This window comes from Klebsiella sp. 10982 (genome assembly GCF_048589245.1).
GTDB lineage: Bacteria > Pseudomonadota > Gammaproteobacteria > Enterobacterales > Enterobacteriaceae > Klebsiella > Klebsiella quasivariicola.
In genome coordinates, this window is record NZ_JBMAXV010000029.1 from 12,329 (window position 1) to 31,975 (window position 19,647).

A 19,647-nucleotide genomic window follows, 5' to 3' on the forward strand; every position below is an offset into this window, starting at 1 on the left:
CCTTCTATGAAGCGAGTGAATATCTGCGAATAGCGTGGATTCGCATCTGCTCCCTGACGGCGAGCAAGTTTTTACATCAGGCCGCGTGGCGGCCTGAAACGGATAATTAGTTAATTTCGATACGGCGCGGCTTGTTCGCTTCCGGGATGACACGTTCCAGATCGATGTACAGCAGGCCGTTCACCAGGTTGGCGCCGCGGACGTGAATATTTTCCGCCAGCTGGAATTTGCGCTCGAAGTTGCGCTCGGCGATCCCCTGATACAGGTAGGTCCGCTCTTTCTGCTCGGCGGCGTGGGCGCCTTTGACGATCAGCAGATTGTCCTGGGCCGTGATCTCCAGCTCGCTTTCAGCAAAGCCGGCCACCGCGATGGCGATGCGATAGTGGTTTTCGTCTACCAGCTCGACGTTATACGGAGGGTAGCCACCGTTGCTCTGGCTTTGATTGTTTTCCAGCAGGTTGAACAGACGGTCGAAACCAATGGCTGAACGATAAAGCGGGGAGAGATCGAAGTTACGCATAATAAATAGCTCCTGAAAATCAGCGAGAATCAAATGACCTTCCATCGTGGACAGGCCGCGGTAATCCGGAATACCCCTCAGGCGTATTCTCAGTGGGTTACACCTATAAAATGGGTTTCTCCCTCTGATTTTCAAGGGATTGAGGGCGAATTTTTTTGCAGTTTGCCAATGATTGCTTAGACTGGGGGGAGGAGCACAAAAAGCAAAGTGCGATGCCCGCCACAATGCGGCGCAATAACGCTATGCATTCACGGGATGGCCCGATATAACCGCTGAAAGGTTATCTCAACGCCCGAAACGACGATGGAAAAATAATGAAAAGCAGACGACTGTTAAAGCTGGTCCTGTTCAGCGGGATAATAAGCCTGAGCGGTTGCTCCAGCGTAATGTCACATACCGGTGGCAAAGAGGGAACCTATCCGGGTACACGTTCCAGCGCGCAAACGCTGGGAGACAGCGACACCAACTGGGGTGTCAAATCGCTGGTGGCGCTGGATATGCCATTCACCGCCGTCATGGATACCCTGCTGCTGCCGTGGGATATGTTCCGCACCGACAGCTCTATCAAATCGCGGGTCGAAAAGAGCGAGAAAGCCACGCTGGCGACCAACTCGGTGATCCCACCAGCGCCGATGCCTGCCCAGTAAGTTATCGTCCGGTCTGCGTGACCCATAGCTGGCGATAACCATCTACCTCTTCCATCCAGGCAATCTGTTTACCGTCTGGCGAAAAGACGATCGCGTCTGCCGAAGGCGCATGGGCATGCGCGTCGGTTAAAAAGGTGATATCCCCCGTGCCGGCATGGCAGCAGGCAATCCGATCCTCCAGCACAAAGCCCAGCCACTCTCCCGACGGATGCCAGTTAAACGCCGACTGGATACCCGACGCGTGATACGTCAACTGCCGCGGTTCGCCCCCCTGCGGTGAAATCAGCCACAGCTGCACCACCCCGGCGTCGTCGCGCATCAGAAAGGCTATCGCCGTCGCCTGCGGATTGGCGCGCACCCAGTGGCGCGGGACGTTCACCAGCCCCGGGTAGCGGCGACGGTGGGTGAAGGTCAAACGACGCTGACAGACGCCCGCCGGCGGCGCCGGCATCGTGGTTGCCGTGCCCGCAAGCGGCTCCCCGCCGGGCTGCTTCCAGCCGGCTTCATCCTGCGGCAGCTCGACCATAAACAGCTCCGGGACTTTGTCGCCGTTTTCCGCCAGGGTATCGCCAATAAACGCCAGCGCATGGTTCCCGACCCAGCCCTCTTCATAGGCGCGATTAATCTCGTCGCTCCCCGGAACAGGCGTCGGCGTCGTGCGGCTCACCAGCACGCACCAGTGGCTGCCGCCGTATTCGCGCGGATGGTGGCCTGGCGGCGTCACCGGCCCATAGGGCGCCGCCACGCCGACGTTGCGCAGATCCAGCGCCGGATCGCGCGCGTGCAGCACGTGGTCGTTATAGGTAAAACTGACGAACTGACCGTTGGGACTATAGACGTGAACGTGGCTGCCGCCGCGCAGCGCGCCGGGGGTGTAAGGGGCGGTAATGTCCATGGCGTCCAGATTCTCGACGCCCCCCTGAAAGGCCACCACTCCGCGGCGATGATGAAAATCATACTGCCACTGCGCATCCGGCCGCTCGGGGCCGTGAATGAACACATAGCGCTCCTCGGTCGGATGCACGGTCACCACGCCAACGCTGGCCCCTTCAGTGGCGCGATAGACGATCTCCACCGCACCGCTGTGGACGTTCACCCGTTCGATAGTCTCGCCGGTGAACGACGCGCCGGACGGGCGGACATCGAACACCAGCCACTGGCTGTCGGGGGTCCAGGTACGGGTATTGGTGAGCTGGTGGTTGCGGGGAGCAAAGGTAACTTGTTTCATGGCGTGCTGACCGGGCCGATATAAGAGTGGCGTTAGCATACCGCAATCCGCGCAAGGTTGAATGCCCGGCAAGGTGCTTAAAATGCCTCCCCGACCTGAAAGTAAAAGCCGCTGCTGCCCTTACCGATGCCATAGTCGAGGCGAATATTCACCCGAGGTTTGAACTCGAAACGGTAGCCAACGCCGCCGGTGGGCAGCCAGCGGCCATTGTTCAACGACGACAGCGACGGCCCCATGGTTCCCGCCCCTGCCCAGGCCACAATCCCATGCCGCCAGGTGAGCTGCCGACGATATTCCAGCTGGCCGCTGACGACGTTTTTATCGCGATAGCGCCCCTCATAGTAACCGCGCATCCGCTCATCGCTGCCCAACAGGGGCATCATGCTCCACGGCACCTCGCCCTGGGTGAAGGCGCCATCGGCCTCCCAGGCGAGCACGCTTTTCTCGCTCAGGGCATGATAATGACTATAGTGCAGCTGAAATTCGTCAAAGCGGGTATCGCTGCCTAATCCGGGCGCATAATGGGTGTAGCGGACGTTAGCATACTGACCCCGACGCGGGTTGGGGACAAAGTCGCGATCGTCCCAGTTCAGGGCAACGCTGGCGCCCGAACTGAATACCGACGGCCCCTGTGAGGTGCTTTCTATTTTCGGTAAATCGTCGTGGTCCATCTCATCGGCGTTCTGCGCCGCCAGCGACCATCCCGCGCCCAGATAGACATTGTCGAACAGTTGCCGGTAGATTGTCGGGCGCAGAGTCAGCACCTGGGCGGTATACTTCTCTTTTTCATTGTCTTTATCCCCGGCGTGAAAACCCTGCCCCCAGTAATAAGTGGGCGTATTGGCCATCGACCCTTCGACAAAAACGCGCCACAGGTCGTTGTCGAAAAAGGCGTAGTTTTTCACGCTGAGGCCGAAGGCGCCGGTGGAGCTGGCGTAGCCGCTCAGCGTCAGGGTCGAGTTCTGGCTGGTGGTATCTTGCGGATCGGGGCGATACATGCCGACGACAGCGGTGCCGATGCCCAGCCCCAGCTCCGGCGTATAGAACGGACCGGGCATCACGCCCCAGTCGATCCCTTTGCTGGCGTCGAACTTATCGCTGGCGCCGAGATGCTGCAGCCAACCGTCGATTTTCTCGCGGCTGAGCATTTCGGCCTGGCTGCAGATCGGGCTGGTCATCAGCAGCAGAAAAGTGATAAACAGTCGGCTCAAAAGCGATACTCACCGGCGATAAAGAAGCTGTTACGTTCGGCAAAGCCAAACTCGGTAGTAATATTGAAGTTCTGCGTCATCTCATACTGCGCGCCCACCAGCACGTTCCACGGCGACTGGAGATGCTGTTTCACATCAAAGCGACCGTTATTATCCTGGTTGGCCAGATTGACCATATTCTGCAGCATCGGCGACGGCATCGAGAGATCGTTAAGGCTGCCCTTAAACTCCTGCTGCACATCCTGATACATGCTGCCGACCCACAGGTTCAGCTTTCCGGCGGGGAGATGCAGCGCATCGACCGATGGCGTAGTGAAACGATAGCCTACGCGCGGCGAAAAGGTAAACGCGTCGATGCTACCGTCGAGGATATCAAAACGCGTCTGGGTGTAGTTGGCGTCGAACACCGTAAACCAGTTGCCGACGCCACCCACCAGGGTGGTGCCCATCCCGTAGGTGGTACCCTTAAAATCGAGGCGAAAGTCGAGATCCTGCATCCCCGGCAGAGGGACCACTTTACCATTCGGCCCCTTCAGGCCGACGGCAATCTGCGAAATTGAATGTCCTTCGGTGTGCCCGACCAGACCATAAACGTTCATAAACGGCAGCAGCCAGGCATCCAGCTTGAGCGTTTCGGTTTTACTGCTTTCCCGCGTATTACCGACGCCAATCTGGAAAGCGTTATCCAGCGAGACGGGCCCATTAGCGAAAATATTATTCACCGCACGTTTACAGGCGAAGCTCTTACCGCAATCGATATTGCGACCATCCAGCGACAGCCCGGTGAAGTTAATGCTGTCGACATTAATATTCTGCCGCATATCCATATAGTTAATACTAACGCCAAACGGCAGCGGCAGTACGTAGCCGCGCTTTCTGGCCTCATCGCCTAGCAAAGGGAGTAGCGAGGACGATTCTGTCGCCGCAGGCTGGCGACTTTCTGGCGCCGGCAGATCCGCAGGCTCTGCGCCGTGATAGGCATACGCCGGTTCGAGCGGCGCCGTTGGTTCCGCGGCCGCGCAAATCTGAACAGAGGCGAATGGCAGCGTAACCAACATCAAACGGTGGTATATATTCATGAAAAGTATGATGTTAGTTCTGAGTTGCTAAAAAGAGGGCGGGTAGCTTATAGAATCCCCTGCGAGGATTGAGGGATTTAAATGCGGATTAACATCTGTTCATGAAAAAAGAGAAGACAGACCCGGCGAACGCCGGGCCTGAAGGAAGCTTACGCTAAAACGTATTTTTCAATGGCGAAGGCGACGCCATCTTCAAGGTTAGATTTGGTGATGAAGTTCGCCGCTTCTTTGACCGCAGGAATGGCGTTATCCATTGCCACGCCGACGCCGGCAAATTCAATCATCGCGATATCATTTTCCTGATCGCCAATCGCCATAATCTCTTCTGGCTTGATGCCGAGCGCATCGGCCAGCGATTTCACGCCAGTGCCTTTATTGACGCGTTTATCCAGAATTTCGAGGAAGTAAGGCGCACTTTTCAGCACGGTGTACTTCTCTTTCACTTCCGCCGGAATACGGGCGATGGCCTGGTCAAGGATTGCCGGCTCATCGATCATCATCACTTTCAACAGCTGGATCTCAGGGTCCATTTTCTCCGCTTCGCAGAACACCAGCGGAATGGTTGCCACGTAGGATTCGTGGACGGTGTAGTAGCTGATATCGCGGTTCGCGGTATACAGCGTATTGCGATCCAGCGCGTGGAAATGGGAGCCGACCTCGCGGGAGAGCTGCTCAAGGAAGCGATAGTCGTCATAGCTCAGCGCGGTTTGCGCGACGGTGCTACCGTCCCCGGCTTTCTGCACCAACGCGCCATTGTAGGTAATGCAGTAGTCCCCCGGCTGCTCCATATGCAGTTCTTTCAGATAGCTATGGACGCCCGCGTAAGGGCGACCGGTGGTCAGCACCACATTGACGCCGCGCTCGCGCGCCGCAGCGATGGCGGCTTTCACCGCCGGAGAAATGGTATGGTCTGGCAGCAGCAGCGTGCCGTCCATATCGATTGCAATCAGTTTAATAGTCATAGGATCCCCGGGTAAGATGAGTCTCCCCTCATGCTAACGCGATTCCGCTCAAAAAACAGTAAAAGTGTCGGCCCGAAAGGGGGATGGAACCGCGGCAGAGGATTCCCCTTTTAGCGGCAAAAAAAAGCCCGATCGCGCGATGCGACCGGGCTTACTCATCCTGTTGTCCCGGTAAAACTCGTTACCGGGAAACATGCGGCTTAAATATCGATATTCGCCGCTTTCAGGGCGTTCTCTTCGATAAAGGCGCGACGCGGCTCAACGGCATCGCCCATCAGGGTGGTGAACAGCTGGTCAGCGGCAATGGCATCCTTAACGGTCACGCGCAGCATGCGGCGGCTGTCCGGATCCATGGTGGTTTCCCAGAGCTGATCCGGGTTCATCTCGCCCAGACCTTTATAACGCTGGATGGAGAGACCGCGACGGGACTCTTTCACCAGCCAGTCGAGGGCTTGCTCGAAGCTGGCTACCGGCTGACGGCGTTCGCCGCGCTCGATGTAGGCATCTTCTTCCATCAGACCGCGCAGTTTCTCACCCAGGGTGCAGATACGGCGATATTCCGGCCCTACGATGAACTCATTATCCAGCGGATAGTCGGTATCCACCCCGTGGGTACGGACGCGAATAACCGGTTCAAAATGCTGCAGCTCTTTGTTCTCGTGGAGATCAAATTTCCACTGGCTGCCGTGCTGTTCTTTCTCGTTCAGCTCGGAGACCAGGGTGTTCACCCAGCGGGTCACCTTCTGCTCGTCCGCCAGATCGGCCTCGGTCAGGGTCGGCTGATAGATAAGCTCTTTCAGCAGCGCTTTCGGGAAGCGGCGCTCCATACGGCCAATCATTTTCTGGGTGGCATTGAACTCGGCAACCAGTTTTTCCAGCGGTTCGCCCGCCAGCGCTGGCGCACTGGCGTTGGTGTGCAGGGTCGCACCGTCGAGCGCGATGGAGATCTGATACTGATCCATCGCTTCATCGTCTTTAATGTACTGTTCCTGCTTGCCTTTCTTCACTTTGTACAGCGGCGGCTGGGCAATATAGACGTGCCCGCGCTCGACGATTTCCGGCATCTGGCGGTAGAAGAAGGTCAACAGCAGGGTACGAATGTGCGAGCCGTCGACGTCCGCATCGGTCATGATGATGATGCTGTGATAGCGCAGCTTGTCCGGGTTGTATTCATCGCGACCAATGCCGCAGCCCAGGGCGGTGATCAGCGTCGCCACTTCCTGGGAAGAGAGCATTTTATCGAAGCGGGCTTTCTCAACGTTGAGGATTTTACCCTTCAGCGGCAGGATCGCCTGGTTCTTACGGTTACGACCCTGCTTCGCAGAGCCGCCCGCGGAGTCCCCTTCCACGAGGTACAGTTCAGACAGCGCCGGATCGCGTTCCTGGCAATCCGCCAGTTTGCCCGGCAGGCCTGCCAGATCCAGCGCGCCTTTACGGCGAGTCATCTCACGGGCGCGACGTGCGGCCTCACGGGCGCGCGCGGCGTCAATAATTTTGCCGACCACGATTTTGGCATCGGACGGGTTTTCCAGCAGGTATTCGCTCAGCAGTTCGTTCATCTGCTGCTCCACCGCCGATTTCACCTCGGAGGAGACCAACTTGTCTTTGGTCTGTGAGGAGAATTTCGGATCCGGCACTTTCACCGATACCACAGCGATCAGGCCTTCACGGGCATCGTCGCCGGTGGCGCTGACTTTCGCTTTTTTGCTGTAACCCTCTTTATCCATGTAGGCGTTGAGGGTACGAGTCATCGCCGCGCGGAAGCCAGCGAGGTGAGTACCACCGTCACGCTGCGGGATGTTGTTGGTAAAGCAGTAGATGTTTTCCTGGAAGCCGTCGTTCCACTGCAGCGCCACTTCCACGCCGATACCGTCTTTTTCGGTGGAGAAATAGAAAATATTCGGGTGGATCGGCGTTTTGTTCTTGTTGAGATACTCAACGAACGCCTTGATGCCGCCTTCGTAGTGGAAATGGTCCTCTTTACCGTCGCGCTTATCGCGCAGGCGGATAGAGACCCCGGAGTTCAGGAACGACAGCTCGCGCAGGCGTTTCGCCAGAATGTCATACTCGAATTCGGTGACGTTGGTGAAGGTTTCCAGGCTTGGCCAGAAACGCACCATGGTGCCGGTTTTGTCGGTCTCGCCGGTCACCGCCAGCGGCGCCTGCGGTACACCGTGTTCGTACATCTGCTTGTGCACTTTGTTATCGCGCTGGATAACCAGCTCCAGCTTCTGCGACAGGGCGTTAACCACCGAGACGCCTACGCCGTGCAGACCGCCGGACACTTTATAGGAGTTATCATCGAATTTACCGCCGGCGTGCAGGACGGTCATGATAACTTCCGCTGCGGAGACGCCCTCTTCCGGGTGAATGCCGGTTGGGATGCCGCGGCCGTCATCCTGTACGGAGACGGAGTTATCGCTGTGGATGGTGACAACGATATCTTTGCAGTAACCCGCGAGCGCTTCGTCGATAGCGTTATCCACAACCTCGAATACCATGTGGTGCAGACCGGTGCCGTCATCCGTGTCGCCGATATACATACCCGGGCGCTTACGCACCGCATCCAGCCCTTTCAGGACTTTGATACTGGAGGAGTCATAAGAATTCGACATCAACGTTTCTCGCTCATTTAATCTTGGGTTAATCCGTTATTTTACCTTTTTCCACGCGGAACATCTTCGAATTTTTGTCCGACATGTCCATAACGTGTTCAGCGCTGATGGCGCTGACGAAAACCTGTGACTGCGTCGCTTTCAGGCGGCTGGATAACAGACCGCGGCGGGCATCATCAAGTTCCGAGGCAAAATCATCTATCAGGTACAGGCAGCGCCGCCCGCTGACGCGGGTGAGGAACTCTCCCTGCGCCAGACGCAGGGCGCACATCAGCAGCTTAAGCTGCCCGCGCGACAAGGTATCTTCCACCGGCGCCCCGTCAGCGCGAATGCGGAAATCCGCTTTATGCGGGCCGTGGGCGGTGTAGGTTAACATTCTGTCGCGTTCGAAATTCCGCTCCAGCACCTCGGCGTAGTCCGTTTCTTTTTCCCAGCCGCGCTGGAAAGAGAAGGTGAGGGTGAATTCCGGTAAAAATTGCTGACAGGTATCCGCCATGTCTTCGACAATAGCGGCGCTGTATTCGGCACGCCAGCGGCTGATCTGCTCCGCCAGCGGGATTAATTCCAGATCCCACGGCCGCAGCTGGGCATAGCGGCTCACCTGGCGTAGCGCGGCGTTGCGCTGCTTGACCAGGCGCTTCAGGTTGCTCCAGGCGGTGAAGAATCCGGCTTCGTTGTGAAAACATCCCCAATCGAGGAATGCTCTTCTGTATTTGGGGCCGCCGTTGAGTAAAGTAAACCCCTCCGGCGTAATCAGCTGCATCGGCATCAGGTGCGCCAGCTCCGCCACTTTGTGGCCGTCGGTGCCGTCGATGCGCACCTTGCTGTCGCCCTGTTTGTCTTTGGTCAGGCCGATGGCGGTTTCCCGCTCTTCGCCCTGCAGGCGGCCGTGCAGGACAAAAGCCTCCTGCTCGTGGCGGATCACCCGGCCAATTTGCAAACTACGAAACGCCCGGCCGTGACCGAGCGTATAGATAGCTTCCAGCACGCTGGTTTTGCCGCTGCCGTTCGCGCCAACCAGGAAGTTAAAGCCGGGAGATAAAGCGAGATCCGCGCTTTCAATATTGCGGAAGTCTTTGATGAGCAAGCGCGTCAGTGACATATCAGCGTTCTTTGGGCCAGGGCGTTATCGGCGCAGCCAGTTTCAACGCGGACTGCGCGCAGACCCTGGAGCGTACACGAAGTACGTGACAGGGGCGAGCACAGCCCAGGTTGAAAATGGCAAGTAAGATAGCCCGATATTTTCCACTACAATCTCATAGGCATGACGACATAGGCTGCGGATTGCGAAGCCGCATCCTCAATCTGCACGCTCGACACCGAATCCGTCAGCAGAATACGTACATTCTCGCACTTCAGCGCATTCAGCACATCCAGCACATAGCTAACGTTGAAGCCAATCTCCATCTCCGTTCCGGCGTAGGTCACATCCAGAATCTCTTCCGCCTCTTCCTGTTCCGGGTTATTGGCGGTGATTTTCAGCTGGTTTTCACTGACATACAGCCGCACGCCGCGGAATTTCTCGTTGGAAAGAATCGCCGCGCGGGCAAAAGCCTGCTTGAGAATATCGCAGCCCGCCTCGAGGTGTTTATCCGGGTTTTTCGGCAATACGCGGCGATAATCCGGGAAACGGCCATCAACCAGCTTAGAGGTGAAGATAAAATCGCCAACGTGGGCGCGGATATTGTTGCTGCCGATCTGCACGCGCAGCGGGGTATCGCCGCCGTCGAGCATCCGCATCAGCTCAATCACCCCTTTACGCGGCACGATCACCGAATGGTTCGGCAGCGATGCTTCCAGCGGCATCGCGCAGACCGCCAGGCGGTGGCCGTCGGTGGCGACGGTGCGCAGTTCGCTGCCTTCGGTTTCGAACAGCATACCGTTTAAGTAGTAACGAACATCCTGGTGCGCCATCGAGAACTGGGTCGCTTCGATCAGGCGCTTCATCGTCGCCTGCGGCAGGGTAAATTCCACCTCGCTCTGCCAGTCGTCAAGATTCGGGAAATCGGCAGCGGGCAGGGTCGACAGCGAGAAGCGGCTGCGGCCGGAACGCACCAGCATCCGATCGCCTTCCAGCTGAACCGCGATCTCCGCCCCTTCCGGCAGTCCGCGGCAGATATCAAAGAATTTCCGTGCCGGAACGGTCGTGGCACCCGCTTCGTGCGGCTGAACCAGCGCCACGCGCGCCACCATCTCCATTTCAAGATCGGTACCGGTCAGCGACAGTGTGCCGTCCGCGACCTGAAGCAGCAGGTTACCGAGAATGGGCAGCGTCGGACGACCACCTAACGGACCGCTCACCTGTTGCAGCGGTTTTAATAAATGTTCACGTTCTACGGTAAATTTCATAGCGTCACGAGGATAATGTTCTGATTAAATTGGAAAAATCTTCTTTAATGTCGTGGCTTTCTTCACGCAACTGCTCAATCTTGCGGCAGGCGTGCAGCACGGTGGTATGGTCGCGGCCGCCAAACGCATCGCCGATTTCCGGCAGGCTGTGGTTGGTCAGCTCTTTGGCCAGCGCCATCGCCATCTGGCGAGGACGCGCCACCGAACGGGAGCGGCGCTTGGACAGCAGATCCGCTACCTTAATCTTGTAGTACTCCGCCACCGTCTTTTGAATATTGTCGATGGTGACCAGTTTTTCCTGCAGCGCCAGCAGATCGCGCAGCGCTTCGCGCACGAAATCAATCGTGATCGCCCGGCCGGTAAAGTTGGCGTTAGCGATAACACGGTTCAGCGCCCCCTCCAGTTCACGCACGTTCGAACGCAGACGCTTGGCGATAAAGAACGCCACTTCGCCCGGCAGGCGAATGTCGTTTTCATCGGCTTTTTTCATCAGGATCGCAACGCGGGTTTCCAGCTCCGGCGGCTCGATCGCCACCGTCAGCCCCCAGCCGAAGCGGGATTTTAGACGATCCTCAACGCCGTTGATCTCTTTTGGATAACGATCCGACGTCAGGATGATCTGCTGATTACCTTCCAGCAAGGCATTGAAGGTGTGGAAAAACTCCTCCTGGGATCGTTCTTTATTAGCGAAGAACTGAATGTCATCGATCAACAGGGCGTCAACAGAGCGGTAGTAGCGTTTAAACTCTTCTATGGCGTTGTTCTGCAGCGCTTTGACCATGTCCTGGACGAAACGCTCGGAGTGCATATAGACCACTTTGGCGTTCGGCTTACGCGCCACAATGCCGTTACCCACGGCGTGCAACAGGTGGGTTTTCCCCAGACCGGTGCCGCCATAAAGGAACAGCGGGTTGTAGGCGCCGCCCGGGTTATCCGCCACCTGACGCGCCGCCGCGCGGGCCAGCTGGTTAGATTTACCTTCGACGAAGTTATCAAACGTGTGTTTCACGTTAACGTTAGAGCGGTAGGTCGGCTCCGCTGGCGCCGGGACATTATCCCAGCCTGGGCGCACGATCGTCGGCGCCGTGCGCGCGGTCTGTACCTGCGCCGCCGGGATGGTCGCCGCAGCCGGGCTTACCGCCCCTTTCTGCAGCGAGCTGGCAGGCTTAGCGCCCACCTCAAAACGCAGCTGCGGGGCATCAGCACCGCAAAAATCATTGAGGAGTCCATTGATATTATTGAGGTATTTGTCCCTTACCCAGTCGAGCACAAAACGGTTTGGCGCATACAGTGCCAGCGTGTTATCGCTCAGTTCCGCCTGCAATGGGCGGATCCACATGCTGAATTCTGTGGCTGGTAACTCATCCTGCAATCGGGCAAGACACTGCTGCCAAAGCGAAAGTGACACGGCGGACTCCACTCGAACATAAAATCGATATCAAAGAAAAACTGAAACAATCGTGATTGTTGGCACACGTCGACAAGACCCTGCATTAGCCGAAAAAGCCCCTGCACAAAAGGGGTGACGTGCGAACCGCTATCTGCGGTTATAACCCGCTGCGGATCCGGGGATCGCGATCGGGACCGGGGATCATAGCCTAAACTGAGAAAGAGATCTTGTGTTTCTCAACAGATTCTTCCCGATTTATCCACAGGAAGGATCGAAACCGGGTAAGTGTAATCGATCCTGGAAGGAGTGAAGCACGATTTCCGCCGCATATTGGAAAAATTAATGAGCTATGCCGCTTTTGGGCGGAAACGATCTAATAAAGATCCTTGCGGATCCTTGCGCTTTACTGGCCAGGCCGTATAATCCCCCACCCGGCGCGTAATGCCCGTTTTCGTCACGCGTCTCAGCTTATTTTTTGTGCGACGAGGTGCGAGAAATAAGGAAAGAGAATTGACTCCGGAGTGTACAATTATTACAATCCGGCCTCTTTAATCACCCACGCTGAGGCGTAAGTCGTTCGAAGTTCGTTCGGGTCTACGCAAAAGTCAGTGAATTTATTCAAGTTTAGGTAGAAATCGCCATGAAACGCACTTTTCAACCGTCTGTACTGAAGCGCAACCGTTCTCACGGCTTCCGTGCTCGTATGGCTACTAAAAATGGTCGTCAGGTTCTGGCACGTCGTCGTGCTAAAGGCCGCGCTCGTCTGACCGTTTCCAAGTAATAAAGCTAACCCTGCGTGGTTAAGCTCGCATTTCCCAGGGAGTTACGCTTGTTAACTCCCAGTCATTTCACTTTCGTCTTCCAGCAGCCACAACGGGCTGGCACGCCGCAAATCACCATCCTCGGCCGCCTGAATTCGCTGGGGCATCCCCGCATCGGTCTCACCGTCGCCAAGAAAAACGTGAAACGCGCACATGAACGCAATCGGATTAAACGTCTGACGCGTGAAAGTTTTCGTTTGCGTCAGCATGAACTCCCGCCAATGGATTTCGTGGTGGTGGCGAAAAGAGGGGTTGCCGACCTCGATAACCGTGCTCTCTCGGAAGCGTTGGAAAAATTATGGCGCCGCCATTGTCGCCTGGCTCGCGGGTCCTGATCGGCCTGATTCGAGTTTATCAGCGCCTGATTAGTCCGCTACTCGGGCCGCACTGTCGTTTCACCCCAACCTGTTCTCAATACGGAATTGAGGCCTTACGCAGGTTTGGAGTGATAAAAGGCAGTTGGTTGACGATGAAACGCGTATTAAAATGCCACCCTTTACACCCTGGTGGTGACGATCCCGTCCCGCCTGGACCATTTGATACCAGAGAACACTAACGATGGATTCGCAACGCAATCTTCTTATCATCGCTTTGTTGTTCGTGTCTTTCATGATCTGGCAAGCCTGGGAGCAGGACAAAAATCCGCAGCCCCAGCAGCAGACCACGCAGACTACGACCACAGCAGCGGGTAGCGCCGCCGACCAGGGCGTACCGGCCAGTGGCCAGGGGAAACTGATTACGGTTAAAACCGATGTGCTTGAGCTGACTATCAACACCAACGGTGGCGATATTGAGCAGGCGCTGCTTCTGGCGTATCCAAAAACGCTGAAATCGACCGAACCGTTCCAGTTACTGGAAACCACACCGCAGTTTGTCTACCAGGCACAGAGCGGCTTAACCGGCCGTGACGGTCCTGATAACCCGGCAAATGGCCCGCGTCCGCTGTACAACGTCGATAAAGAGGCGTTTGTGCTGGCCGATGGCCAGGATGAAATCGTCATTCCGCTGACCTACACCGACAAAGCCGGCAACGTCTTCACCAAAACCTTCACCCTAAAACGCGGTGGCTATGCGGTGAACGTGGGTTATAGCGTACAGAACGCCAGCGAGAAGCCTCTGGAAGTTTCGACCTTTGGTCAGCTGAAGCAGACCGCTGCGCTGCCGACCAGTCGCGATACCCAGACCGGCGGCCTGTCCACGATGCATACTTTCCGTGGCGCAGCGTTCTCGACTTCAGATACGAAATACGAAAAATATAAATTCGATACCATTCTGGACAACGAAAACCTGAACGTCAGCACCAAGAACGGTTGGGTTGCCATGCTGCAGCAGTACTTCACCACCGCGTGGGTGCCGCAGAATAATGGAACGAATAACTTCTACACCGCTAACCTCGGCAACGGCATTGTGGCTATTGGCTACAAATCGCAGCCGGTACTGGTGCAGCCTGGTCAAACCGACAAACTGCAGAGCGTGCTGTGGGTCGGCCCGGCTATTCAGGACAAAATGGCTGCCGTTGCGCCGCACCTGGATCTGACCGTCGACTACGGCTGGCTGTGGTTCATCTCCCAACCGCTGTTTAAGCTGCTGAAATTCATCCACAGCTTCCTCGGCAACTGGGGCTTCTCGATCATCGTTATCACCTTTATCGTTCGTGGCATCATGTACCCGCTGACCAAAGCGCAGTACACCTCCATGGCGAAGATGCGTATGCTGCAGCCGAAGATTCAGGCCATGCGTGAGCGTCTGGGCGACGATAAACAACGTCAAAGCCAGGAAATGATGGCGCTGTATAAAGCGGAAAAAGTGAACCCACTGGGTGGCTGCTTCCCGCTGATTATTCAGATGCCGATCTTCCTTGCGCTGTACTACATGCTGAGCGCCTCGGTTGAACTGCGTCATGCGCCGTTTATCCTGTGGATCCACGACCTGTCTGCGCAAGACCCGTACTACATCCTGCCGATCATCATGGGCGCGACCATGTTCTTCATCCAGAAGATGTCGCCGACCACCGTGACCGACCCGATGCAGCAGAAGATCATGACCTTTATGCCGGTCATCTTCACGGTGTTCTTCCTGTGGTTCCCGTCTGGCCTGGTGGTGTACTACATCGTCAGCAACCTGGTAACCATTATTCAGCAGCAGCTGATTTACCGTGGTCTGGAGAAGCGTGGCCTGCATAGCCGCGAGAAGAAAAAATCCTGATACTCTTCATTCTTCAAGCCGCAGATGCGTTGGCTTCATTAGTTCGCCCCAGTCACTTACTACAGTAAGCTCCTGGGGCCTCACTAACTTGCCGCCTTTCTGCAACTTGAATTATTTCGAGTATCTACGGTAGCGTTAATGCCAGAGAAGGCGGTCAATGGACCGCCTTTTTTTACATCTACATAGAGAGTCACCATGAGCCATAACGACACTATCGTCGCCCAGGCCACCCCTCCGGGACGCGGGGGTGTGGGTATCCTGCGTATCTCCGGCCTCAAAGCGCGCGACGTCGCGCAGGCGGTACTCGGCAAGCTGCCGAAGCCGCGCTATGCCGACTACCTGCCGTTCAACGACGTTGACGGTACCCCTCTGGATCAGGGGATTGCGCTGTGGTTCCCCGGGCCGAACTCCTTTACCGGGGAAGATGTCCTTGAACTGCAGGGCCACGGCGGTCCGGTCATTCTCGATCTGCTGCTCAAACGTATTCTGACCCTGCCGGGCCTGCGCATCGCCAGACCGGGTGAGTTCTCCGAGCGCGCGTTCCTCAACGACAAGCTCGACCTGGCGCAGGCCGAAGCCATCGCCGACCTTATCGACGCCAGCTCAGAGCAGGCGGCGCGCTCGGCGCTGAACTCGCTGCAGGGGGCGTTCTCCGCGCGGGTGAACCATCTTGTGGAAGCGCTCACTCACCTGCGCATCTACGTGGAAGCGGCCATTGACTTCCCGGATGAAGAAATTGATTTCCTCTCCGACGGCAAAATTGAAGCCCAGCTGAACGAGGTGATGGCCGATCTCGACGCCGTCCGCGCGGAAGCTCGTCAGGGCAGTCTGCTGCGCGAAGGGATGAAGGTGGTGATCGCCGGGCGGCCGAATGCCGGTAAATCGAGCCTGCTGAACGCCCTGGCGGGCCGCGAAGCGGCGATCGTTACCGATATCGCCGGCACCACCCGCGACGTGCTGCGCGAGCATATTCATATTGACGGTATGCCGCTGCATATCATCGATACCGCGGGCCTGCGCGATGCTAATGACGAAGTGGAGCGTATCGGCATTGAACGCGCCTGGCAGGAGATCGAGCAGGCTGACCGGGTGCTGTTTATGGTCGACGGCACCACCACCAGCGCCGTTGACCCGGCGGAGATCTGGCCGGACTTTATTGAGCGCCTGCCCGCTAAACTGCCGATTACCGTGGTGCGCAATAAAGCCGACGTCACTGGCGAAGCGCTGGGTATCAGCGAAGTCAATGGCCACTCACTGATCCGCCTGTCGGCACGTACCGGTGAAGGGGTCGAGGTGCTGCGTAACCATCTCAAGCAGAGCATGGGCTTCGATACCAATATGGAAGGCGGCTTCCTCGCCCGTCGTCGCCATCTGCAGGCGCTGGAAGAGGCGGCGAATCATCTGCAGCAGGGCAAAGCCCAGCTGCTGGGCGCCTGGGCCGGAGAGCTGCTGGCGGAAGAGCTGCGCCTTGCGCAGCAGGCGCTGAGCGAGATCACCGGAGAGTTCACCTCCGATGACCTGCTGGGCCGCATCTTCTCCAGCTTCTGTATCGGCAAGTAACCGTCAGTCCGTAAACGTTCACTCACCCGCATTAACGCCGCGTTAATGCGGGTTTTTTCTTGCCCTTTGCGGCGCAACGTTCTCTACTTTTATCTTCCCCCAGCCGCGAGACTAAAACATGACCGTTGAATATACCGTGATCGAGAAGGTGCCCTCCGCCGAAGCGTTTTGCCACCTGCGAGTGGCCGCCGGCATGTCACCGCGCCCTCTGGAAGGCGCCAGAGCCGGACTGCCGCACAGCTGTTACGGCGTACATATCCTCTGGCAGGAGACGCCGATCGCCATGGGGCGTATCGTCGGCGATGGCGCTATCAACTTCGACATTGTCGATGTCGCCGTCGATCCGGCTCACCAGGGAAAAGGCCTTGGCCGGCTGGTGATGGAGAAACTGATCGCCTGGCTGGACGCTAACGCCTTTGACGGGGCCTACGTCACACTGGTGGCGGATGTTCCCGAGCTATACGCGAAATTCGGCTTTGAAAGCGTTCGGCCGGAAAGCGAAGGGATGGCCCGCGTCTGGCGAACCCGGAGTCGTTAACTCGCGTTTCCTGCCAGGAAAAGAGCGTTGTCCAAATGGCAACTCGTCTTGCGGGGCGTTCCTCACTATGCTGAACGCCATTCACATCGCGAGGATCCCATGACACGCTTTCTTCTTTGCAGCTTTGCCCTGGTTCTGCTCTATCCCTCTGGCATCGATATGTATCTGGTCGGCCTGCCGCGTATTGCGCAGGACCTGGGAGCCAGCGAGGCGCAATTGCATATCGCCTTTTCGGTCTATCTGGCTGGCATGGCCTCCGCGATGCTGTTTGCTGGCCGCATCGCCGACCGCTCCGGACGCAAGCCTGTCGCCATTGTGGGCGCGGCGATCTTTATTATCGCCTCCCTGCTCTGCGCGCAGGCGCACACCAGCAGCCACTTCCTCACCGGACGCTTTATCCAGGGGATCGGCGCCGGCAGCTGCTACGTGGTGGCTTTCGCTATCCTGCGCGATACGCTGGACGATCGTCGCCGCGCCAAGGTGCTGTCGTTGCTCAACGGCATTACCTGCATTATCCCCGTCCTGGCGCCGGTGCTTGGTCACCTGATTATGCTGAAATATCCGTGGCAGAGTCTGTTCTACACCATGACCGGCATGGGCATCATGGTCGGTTTGCTGTCGGTCTTTATCCTGCGCGAGACGCGCCCGACGGCGCATCCGCAGACGGTCATGCAGCAGCATGGCGTCAGTGAGTCGCTGCTGAACCGCTTTTTTCTCAGCCGCATTCTTATCACCACCCTCAGCGTGACAGCGATCCTGACCTACGTGAACGTCTCTCCGGTACTGATGATGGAAGAGATGGGGTTCGACCGGGGAACTTACTCAATGGCGATGGCCCTGATGGCGATGATCAGCATGGCAGTCTCCTTCTCGACGCCGTTCGCCCTGTCGCTGTTTAACCCCCGCACCTTAATGCTGACCTCGCAGGTGCTGTTCCTGGCGGCCGGCGTGACGCTGAGCCTCGCCACTCGCCAGGCTGTTACCCTGGCCGGGCTGGGAATGATTTGCGCCGGCTTTTCCGTCGGCTTCGGCGTCGCGATGAGCCAGGCGCTGGGGCCCTTCACGCTGCGCGCGGGCGTCGCCAGCTCGGTTCTCGGCATCGCGCAGGTGTGCGGTTCATCGCTGTGGATTTGGCTCGCCGCCATCATCGGACTCAGCGCGATGAATATGCTGATCGGGATACTCATTGCCTGTAGCATAGTGAGCCTTGTTTTATTACTGGTCGTCACCCCGCCGCGGGTAGCGCAATACAATGAAGAAGCCGCTGTCGAGTCTTGATCTTAATTTACTCCTCTGCCTGCAACTCCTGACCCAGGAGCTCAGCGTTACCCGTACGGCGAAGCGGATGAACGTTTCGCCGTCAGCGGTGAGCAAGTCGCTGGCCAAACTGCGCGCCTGGTTCGACGATCCGCTGTTTGTGAAAACCCCGCGGGGTCTGGCGCCTACGCCGCTGGTCAGCAGCATGGAGCAGGATCTGGCGGACTGGATGCAGATGGGCAACCAGATCCTCGATAAACCACACCACACCATGCCCAGCGGCCTCAAATTCGAGCTGGCGGCGGAAACGCCGCTGCTGATGATCCTGTTTAACACCCTCTCCCAGCGCATCTATCAGCGTTATCCTCAGGCATTGATTCGTTTGCGCAACTGGGACTACGACTCCCTGGACGCCATCATTCGCGGCGAGGTGGATATCGGCTTCTGCGGGCGTGAAAGCCATCCGCAGTCGCGGGAGCTGCTGAGCCTGCTGCCGTGGTATATCGATTTTGATGTGCTGTTCACCGATCTGCCGCAGGTCTGGCTGCGCGCCGATCATCCGGCGCTCAAAGAGGAGTGGGATCTGGCGGCATTCTTACGCTATCCGCATATCACCATCTGCTGGGAACAGCGCGATACCTGGGCGCTGGACGATGTCCTGCAGGAGCTGGGGCATAAGCGTAACGTAGCGCTGACCGTGCCGGGGTTTGAGCAATCGCTCTTTATGGCCGCTCAGCCGCAACACACCATGCTGGCCACCGCGCCGCGCTACTGCCAGCACTATAATCAGCAGCACCAGCTGCCGCTGGTTTCCCGGCCGCTCCCCCTGGAGACGCAGCATCTGGAAAAGCTGCGCGTTCCCTTCACCCTGCTATGGCATAAGCGCAACAGCTACAACCCGAAACTCGTCTGGCTGAGAGATACGCTAAAAGTACTCTATTCCGGTACGCTGTAAGCCTTGATTTAGGCCGATTCCCCCCTATTGCGCAAGAATTTGTAAAATTCAAACAAATTCCCTTTTCAAGGGGGGATTTCGGCATTAAAACCTGTTAATACCAGGCGATAATAGCGCCCACTTTCTTTACCCATGTCCATTACTCACGGAGCGACGTATGGCAACGCATTTTGCAAGAGGGATTCTCAGTACCGGAGAGCCGCTATCGACACGTTTGTCAGCGGCCTGTCATCAATCCGCACGTCTTCTCCCGACATATCGCCAGGCTCGCTTTCGCGCTTCGCGCTCGCTGCTCGCCGAGCTGCTGTTT

General features: G+C 57.3%; 18 protein-coding genes and 1 other annotated feature. Of the genes, 9 read left to right on the forward strand and 9 right to left on the reverse strand.

Annotated elements, in window-relative coordinates:
* Nucleotides 1-106: 106 nt before the first annotated feature.
* Nucleotides 107-520 (reverse strand): small heat shock chaperone IbpA, encoded by a 414-nt coding sequence (ibpA, locus tag ACKLKD_RS19490; protein ID WP_004151523.1) that lies wholly within the window; start codon nt 518-520, stop codon nt 107-109.
* Nucleotides 514-589: a sequence feature (ROSE (Repression Of Heat Shock gene Expression) occurs in the 5'-region of heat shock genes and acts as an RNA thermometer to modulate expression.), on the reverse strand. Its footprint overlaps the gene before it by 7 nt.
* A gap of 245 nt (nt 590-834) precedes the next feature.
* Between ibpA and ACKLKD_RS19495 the strand changes: the two genes are divergently transcribed.
* Nucleotides 835-1,167, forward strand: a complete 333-nt coding sequence (locus tag ACKLKD_RS19495) for a YceK/YidQ family lipoprotein (RefSeq protein WP_004151524.1) — start codon at nt 835-837, stop codon at nt 1,165-1,167.
* Nucleotide 1,168: 1 nt separating this feature from the next.
* Here the strand turns inward: ACKLKD_RS19495 and ACKLKD_RS19500 are convergent, their stop codons facing one another.
* The 8 genes from ACKLKD_RS19500 to dnaA form a co-directional block, all read right to left on the reverse strand.
* Nucleotides 1,169-2,395 (reverse strand): DUF3748 domain-containing protein, encoded by a 1,227-nt coding sequence (locus tag ACKLKD_RS19500; RefSeq protein ID WP_025711349.1) that lies wholly within the window; start codon nt 2,393-2,395, stop codon nt 1,169-1,171.
* 77 nt (nt 2,396-2,472) lie between these two features.
* Nucleotides 2,473-3,606: a BamA/TamA family outer membrane protein gene (locus ACKLKD_RS19505; RefSeq protein WP_025711350.1), complete on the reverse strand. Its 1,134-nt coding sequence runs from the start codon at nt 3,604-3,606 to the stop codon at nt 2,473-2,475.
* Nucleotides 3,603-4,685, reverse strand: a complete 1,083-nt coding sequence (locus tag ACKLKD_RS19510; protein WP_025711351.1) for a hypothetical protein — start codon at nt 4,683-4,685, stop codon at nt 3,603-3,605. Before ACKLKD_RS19510 ends, ACKLKD_RS19505 begins: the two co-directional genes overlap by 4 nt.
* 149 nt (nt 4,686-4,834) lie before the next feature.
* Complete coding sequence (gene yidA, locus ACKLKD_RS19515; protein ID WP_023313767.1) at nt 4,835-5,647, reverse strand: sugar-phosphatase; 813 nt, start codon at nt 5,645-5,647, stop codon at nt 4,835-4,837.
* Nucleotides 5,648-5,847: 200 nt separating this feature from the next.
* On the reverse strand, nt 5,848-8,262 hold the full coding sequence (gene gyrB / locus ACKLKD_RS19520) for a DNA topoisomerase (ATP-hydrolyzing) subunit B (RefSeq protein WP_025711352.1): 2,415 nt from the start codon (nt 8,260-8,262) through the stop codon (nt 5,848-5,850).
* A 28-nt stretch (nt 8,263-8,290) separates the two neighbouring features.
* Nucleotides 8,291-9,364: a DNA replication/repair protein RecF gene (gene recF / locus ACKLKD_RS19525; protein ID WP_008806744.1), complete on the reverse strand. Its 1,074-nt coding sequence runs from the start codon at nt 9,362-9,364 to the stop codon at nt 8,291-8,293.
* Nucleotides 9,365-9,510: 146 nt separating this feature from the next.
* Entirely contained in the window at nt 9,511-10,611 is a 1,101-nt protein-coding gene (gene dnaN, locus ACKLKD_RS19530; RefSeq protein WP_025711353.1) for a DNA polymerase III subunit beta, read from the reverse strand.
* A gap of 4 nt (nt 10,612-10,615) precedes the next feature.
* Nucleotides 10,616-12,019 carry a chromosomal replication initiator protein DnaA gene (dnaA, locus tag ACKLKD_RS19535; protein ID WP_025711354.1) on the reverse strand — a complete coding sequence of 468 codons (1,404 nt, stop codon included), beginning with the start codon at nt 12,017-12,019 and terminating at the stop codon, nt 10,616-10,618.
* A gap of 622 nt (nt 12,020-12,641) precedes the next feature.
* On the opposite strand from dnaA, the gene rpmH reads away from it, so the two are divergent.
* The 8 genes from rpmH to yidZ all read left to right on the forward strand — a co-directional run bounded on the left by rpmH (nt 12,642) and on the right by yidZ (nt 19,337).
* The gene (rpmH, locus tag ACKLKD_RS19540; RefSeq protein WP_000831330.1) at nt 12,642-12,782 is read left to right on the forward strand and encodes a 50S ribosomal protein L34; all 141 of its coding nucleotides are present in this window, start codon (nt 12,642-12,644) and stop codon (nt 12,780-12,782) included.
* Between the two features lie 15 nt (nt 12,783-12,797).
* Nucleotides 12,798-13,157 carry a ribonuclease P protein component gene (gene rnpA, locus ACKLKD_RS19545; protein ID WP_004151535.1) on the forward strand — a complete coding sequence of 120 codons (360 nt, stop codon included), beginning with the start codon at nt 12,798-12,800 and terminating at the stop codon, nt 13,155-13,157.
* On the forward strand, nt 13,121-13,378 hold the full coding sequence (yidD, locus tag ACKLKD_RS19550; protein ID WP_004151536.1) for a membrane protein insertion efficiency factor YidD: 258 nt from the start codon (nt 13,121-13,123) through the stop codon (nt 13,376-13,378). The genes rnpA and yidD overlap by 37 nt, the downstream gene beginning before the upstream one ends.
* Before the next feature lie 2 nt (nt 13,379-13,380).
* Nucleotides 13,381-15,027, forward strand: coding sequence for a membrane protein insertase YidC (gene yidC / locus ACKLKD_RS19555; RefSeq protein ID WP_012967005.1), 1,647 nt, complete (start codon nt 13,381-13,383; stop codon nt 15,025-15,027).
* A 195-nt stretch (nt 15,028-15,222) separates the two neighbouring features.
* Nucleotides 15,223-16,587, forward strand: a complete 1,365-nt coding sequence (mnmE, locus tag ACKLKD_RS19560; protein WP_080897971.1) for a tRNA uridine-5-carboxymethylaminomethyl(34) synthesis GTPase MnmE — start codon at nt 15,223-15,225, stop codon at nt 16,585-16,587.
* 118 nt (nt 16,588-16,705) lie between these two features.
* The gene (locus ACKLKD_RS19565; RefSeq protein WP_012969248.1) at nt 16,706-17,125 is read left to right on the forward strand and encodes a GNAT family N-acetyltransferase; all 420 of its coding nucleotides are present in this window, start codon (nt 16,706-16,708) and stop codon (nt 17,123-17,125) included.
* A 99-nt stretch (nt 17,126-17,224) separates the two neighbouring features.
* A complete protein-coding gene (locus tag ACKLKD_RS19570; protein ID WP_080897973.1) occupies nt 17,225-18,403 on the forward strand; it encodes an MFS transporter in 1,179 nt (392 codons plus the stop codon).
* Nucleotides 18,378-19,337: an HTH-type transcriptional regulator YidZ gene (yidZ, locus tag ACKLKD_RS19575; RefSeq protein WP_025711358.1), complete on the forward strand. Its 960-nt coding sequence runs from the start codon at nt 18,378-18,380 to the stop codon at nt 19,335-19,337. The genes ACKLKD_RS19570 and yidZ overlap by 26 nt, the downstream gene beginning before the upstream one ends.
* The last annotated feature ends 310 nt before the right edge of the window (nt 19,338-19,647 follow it).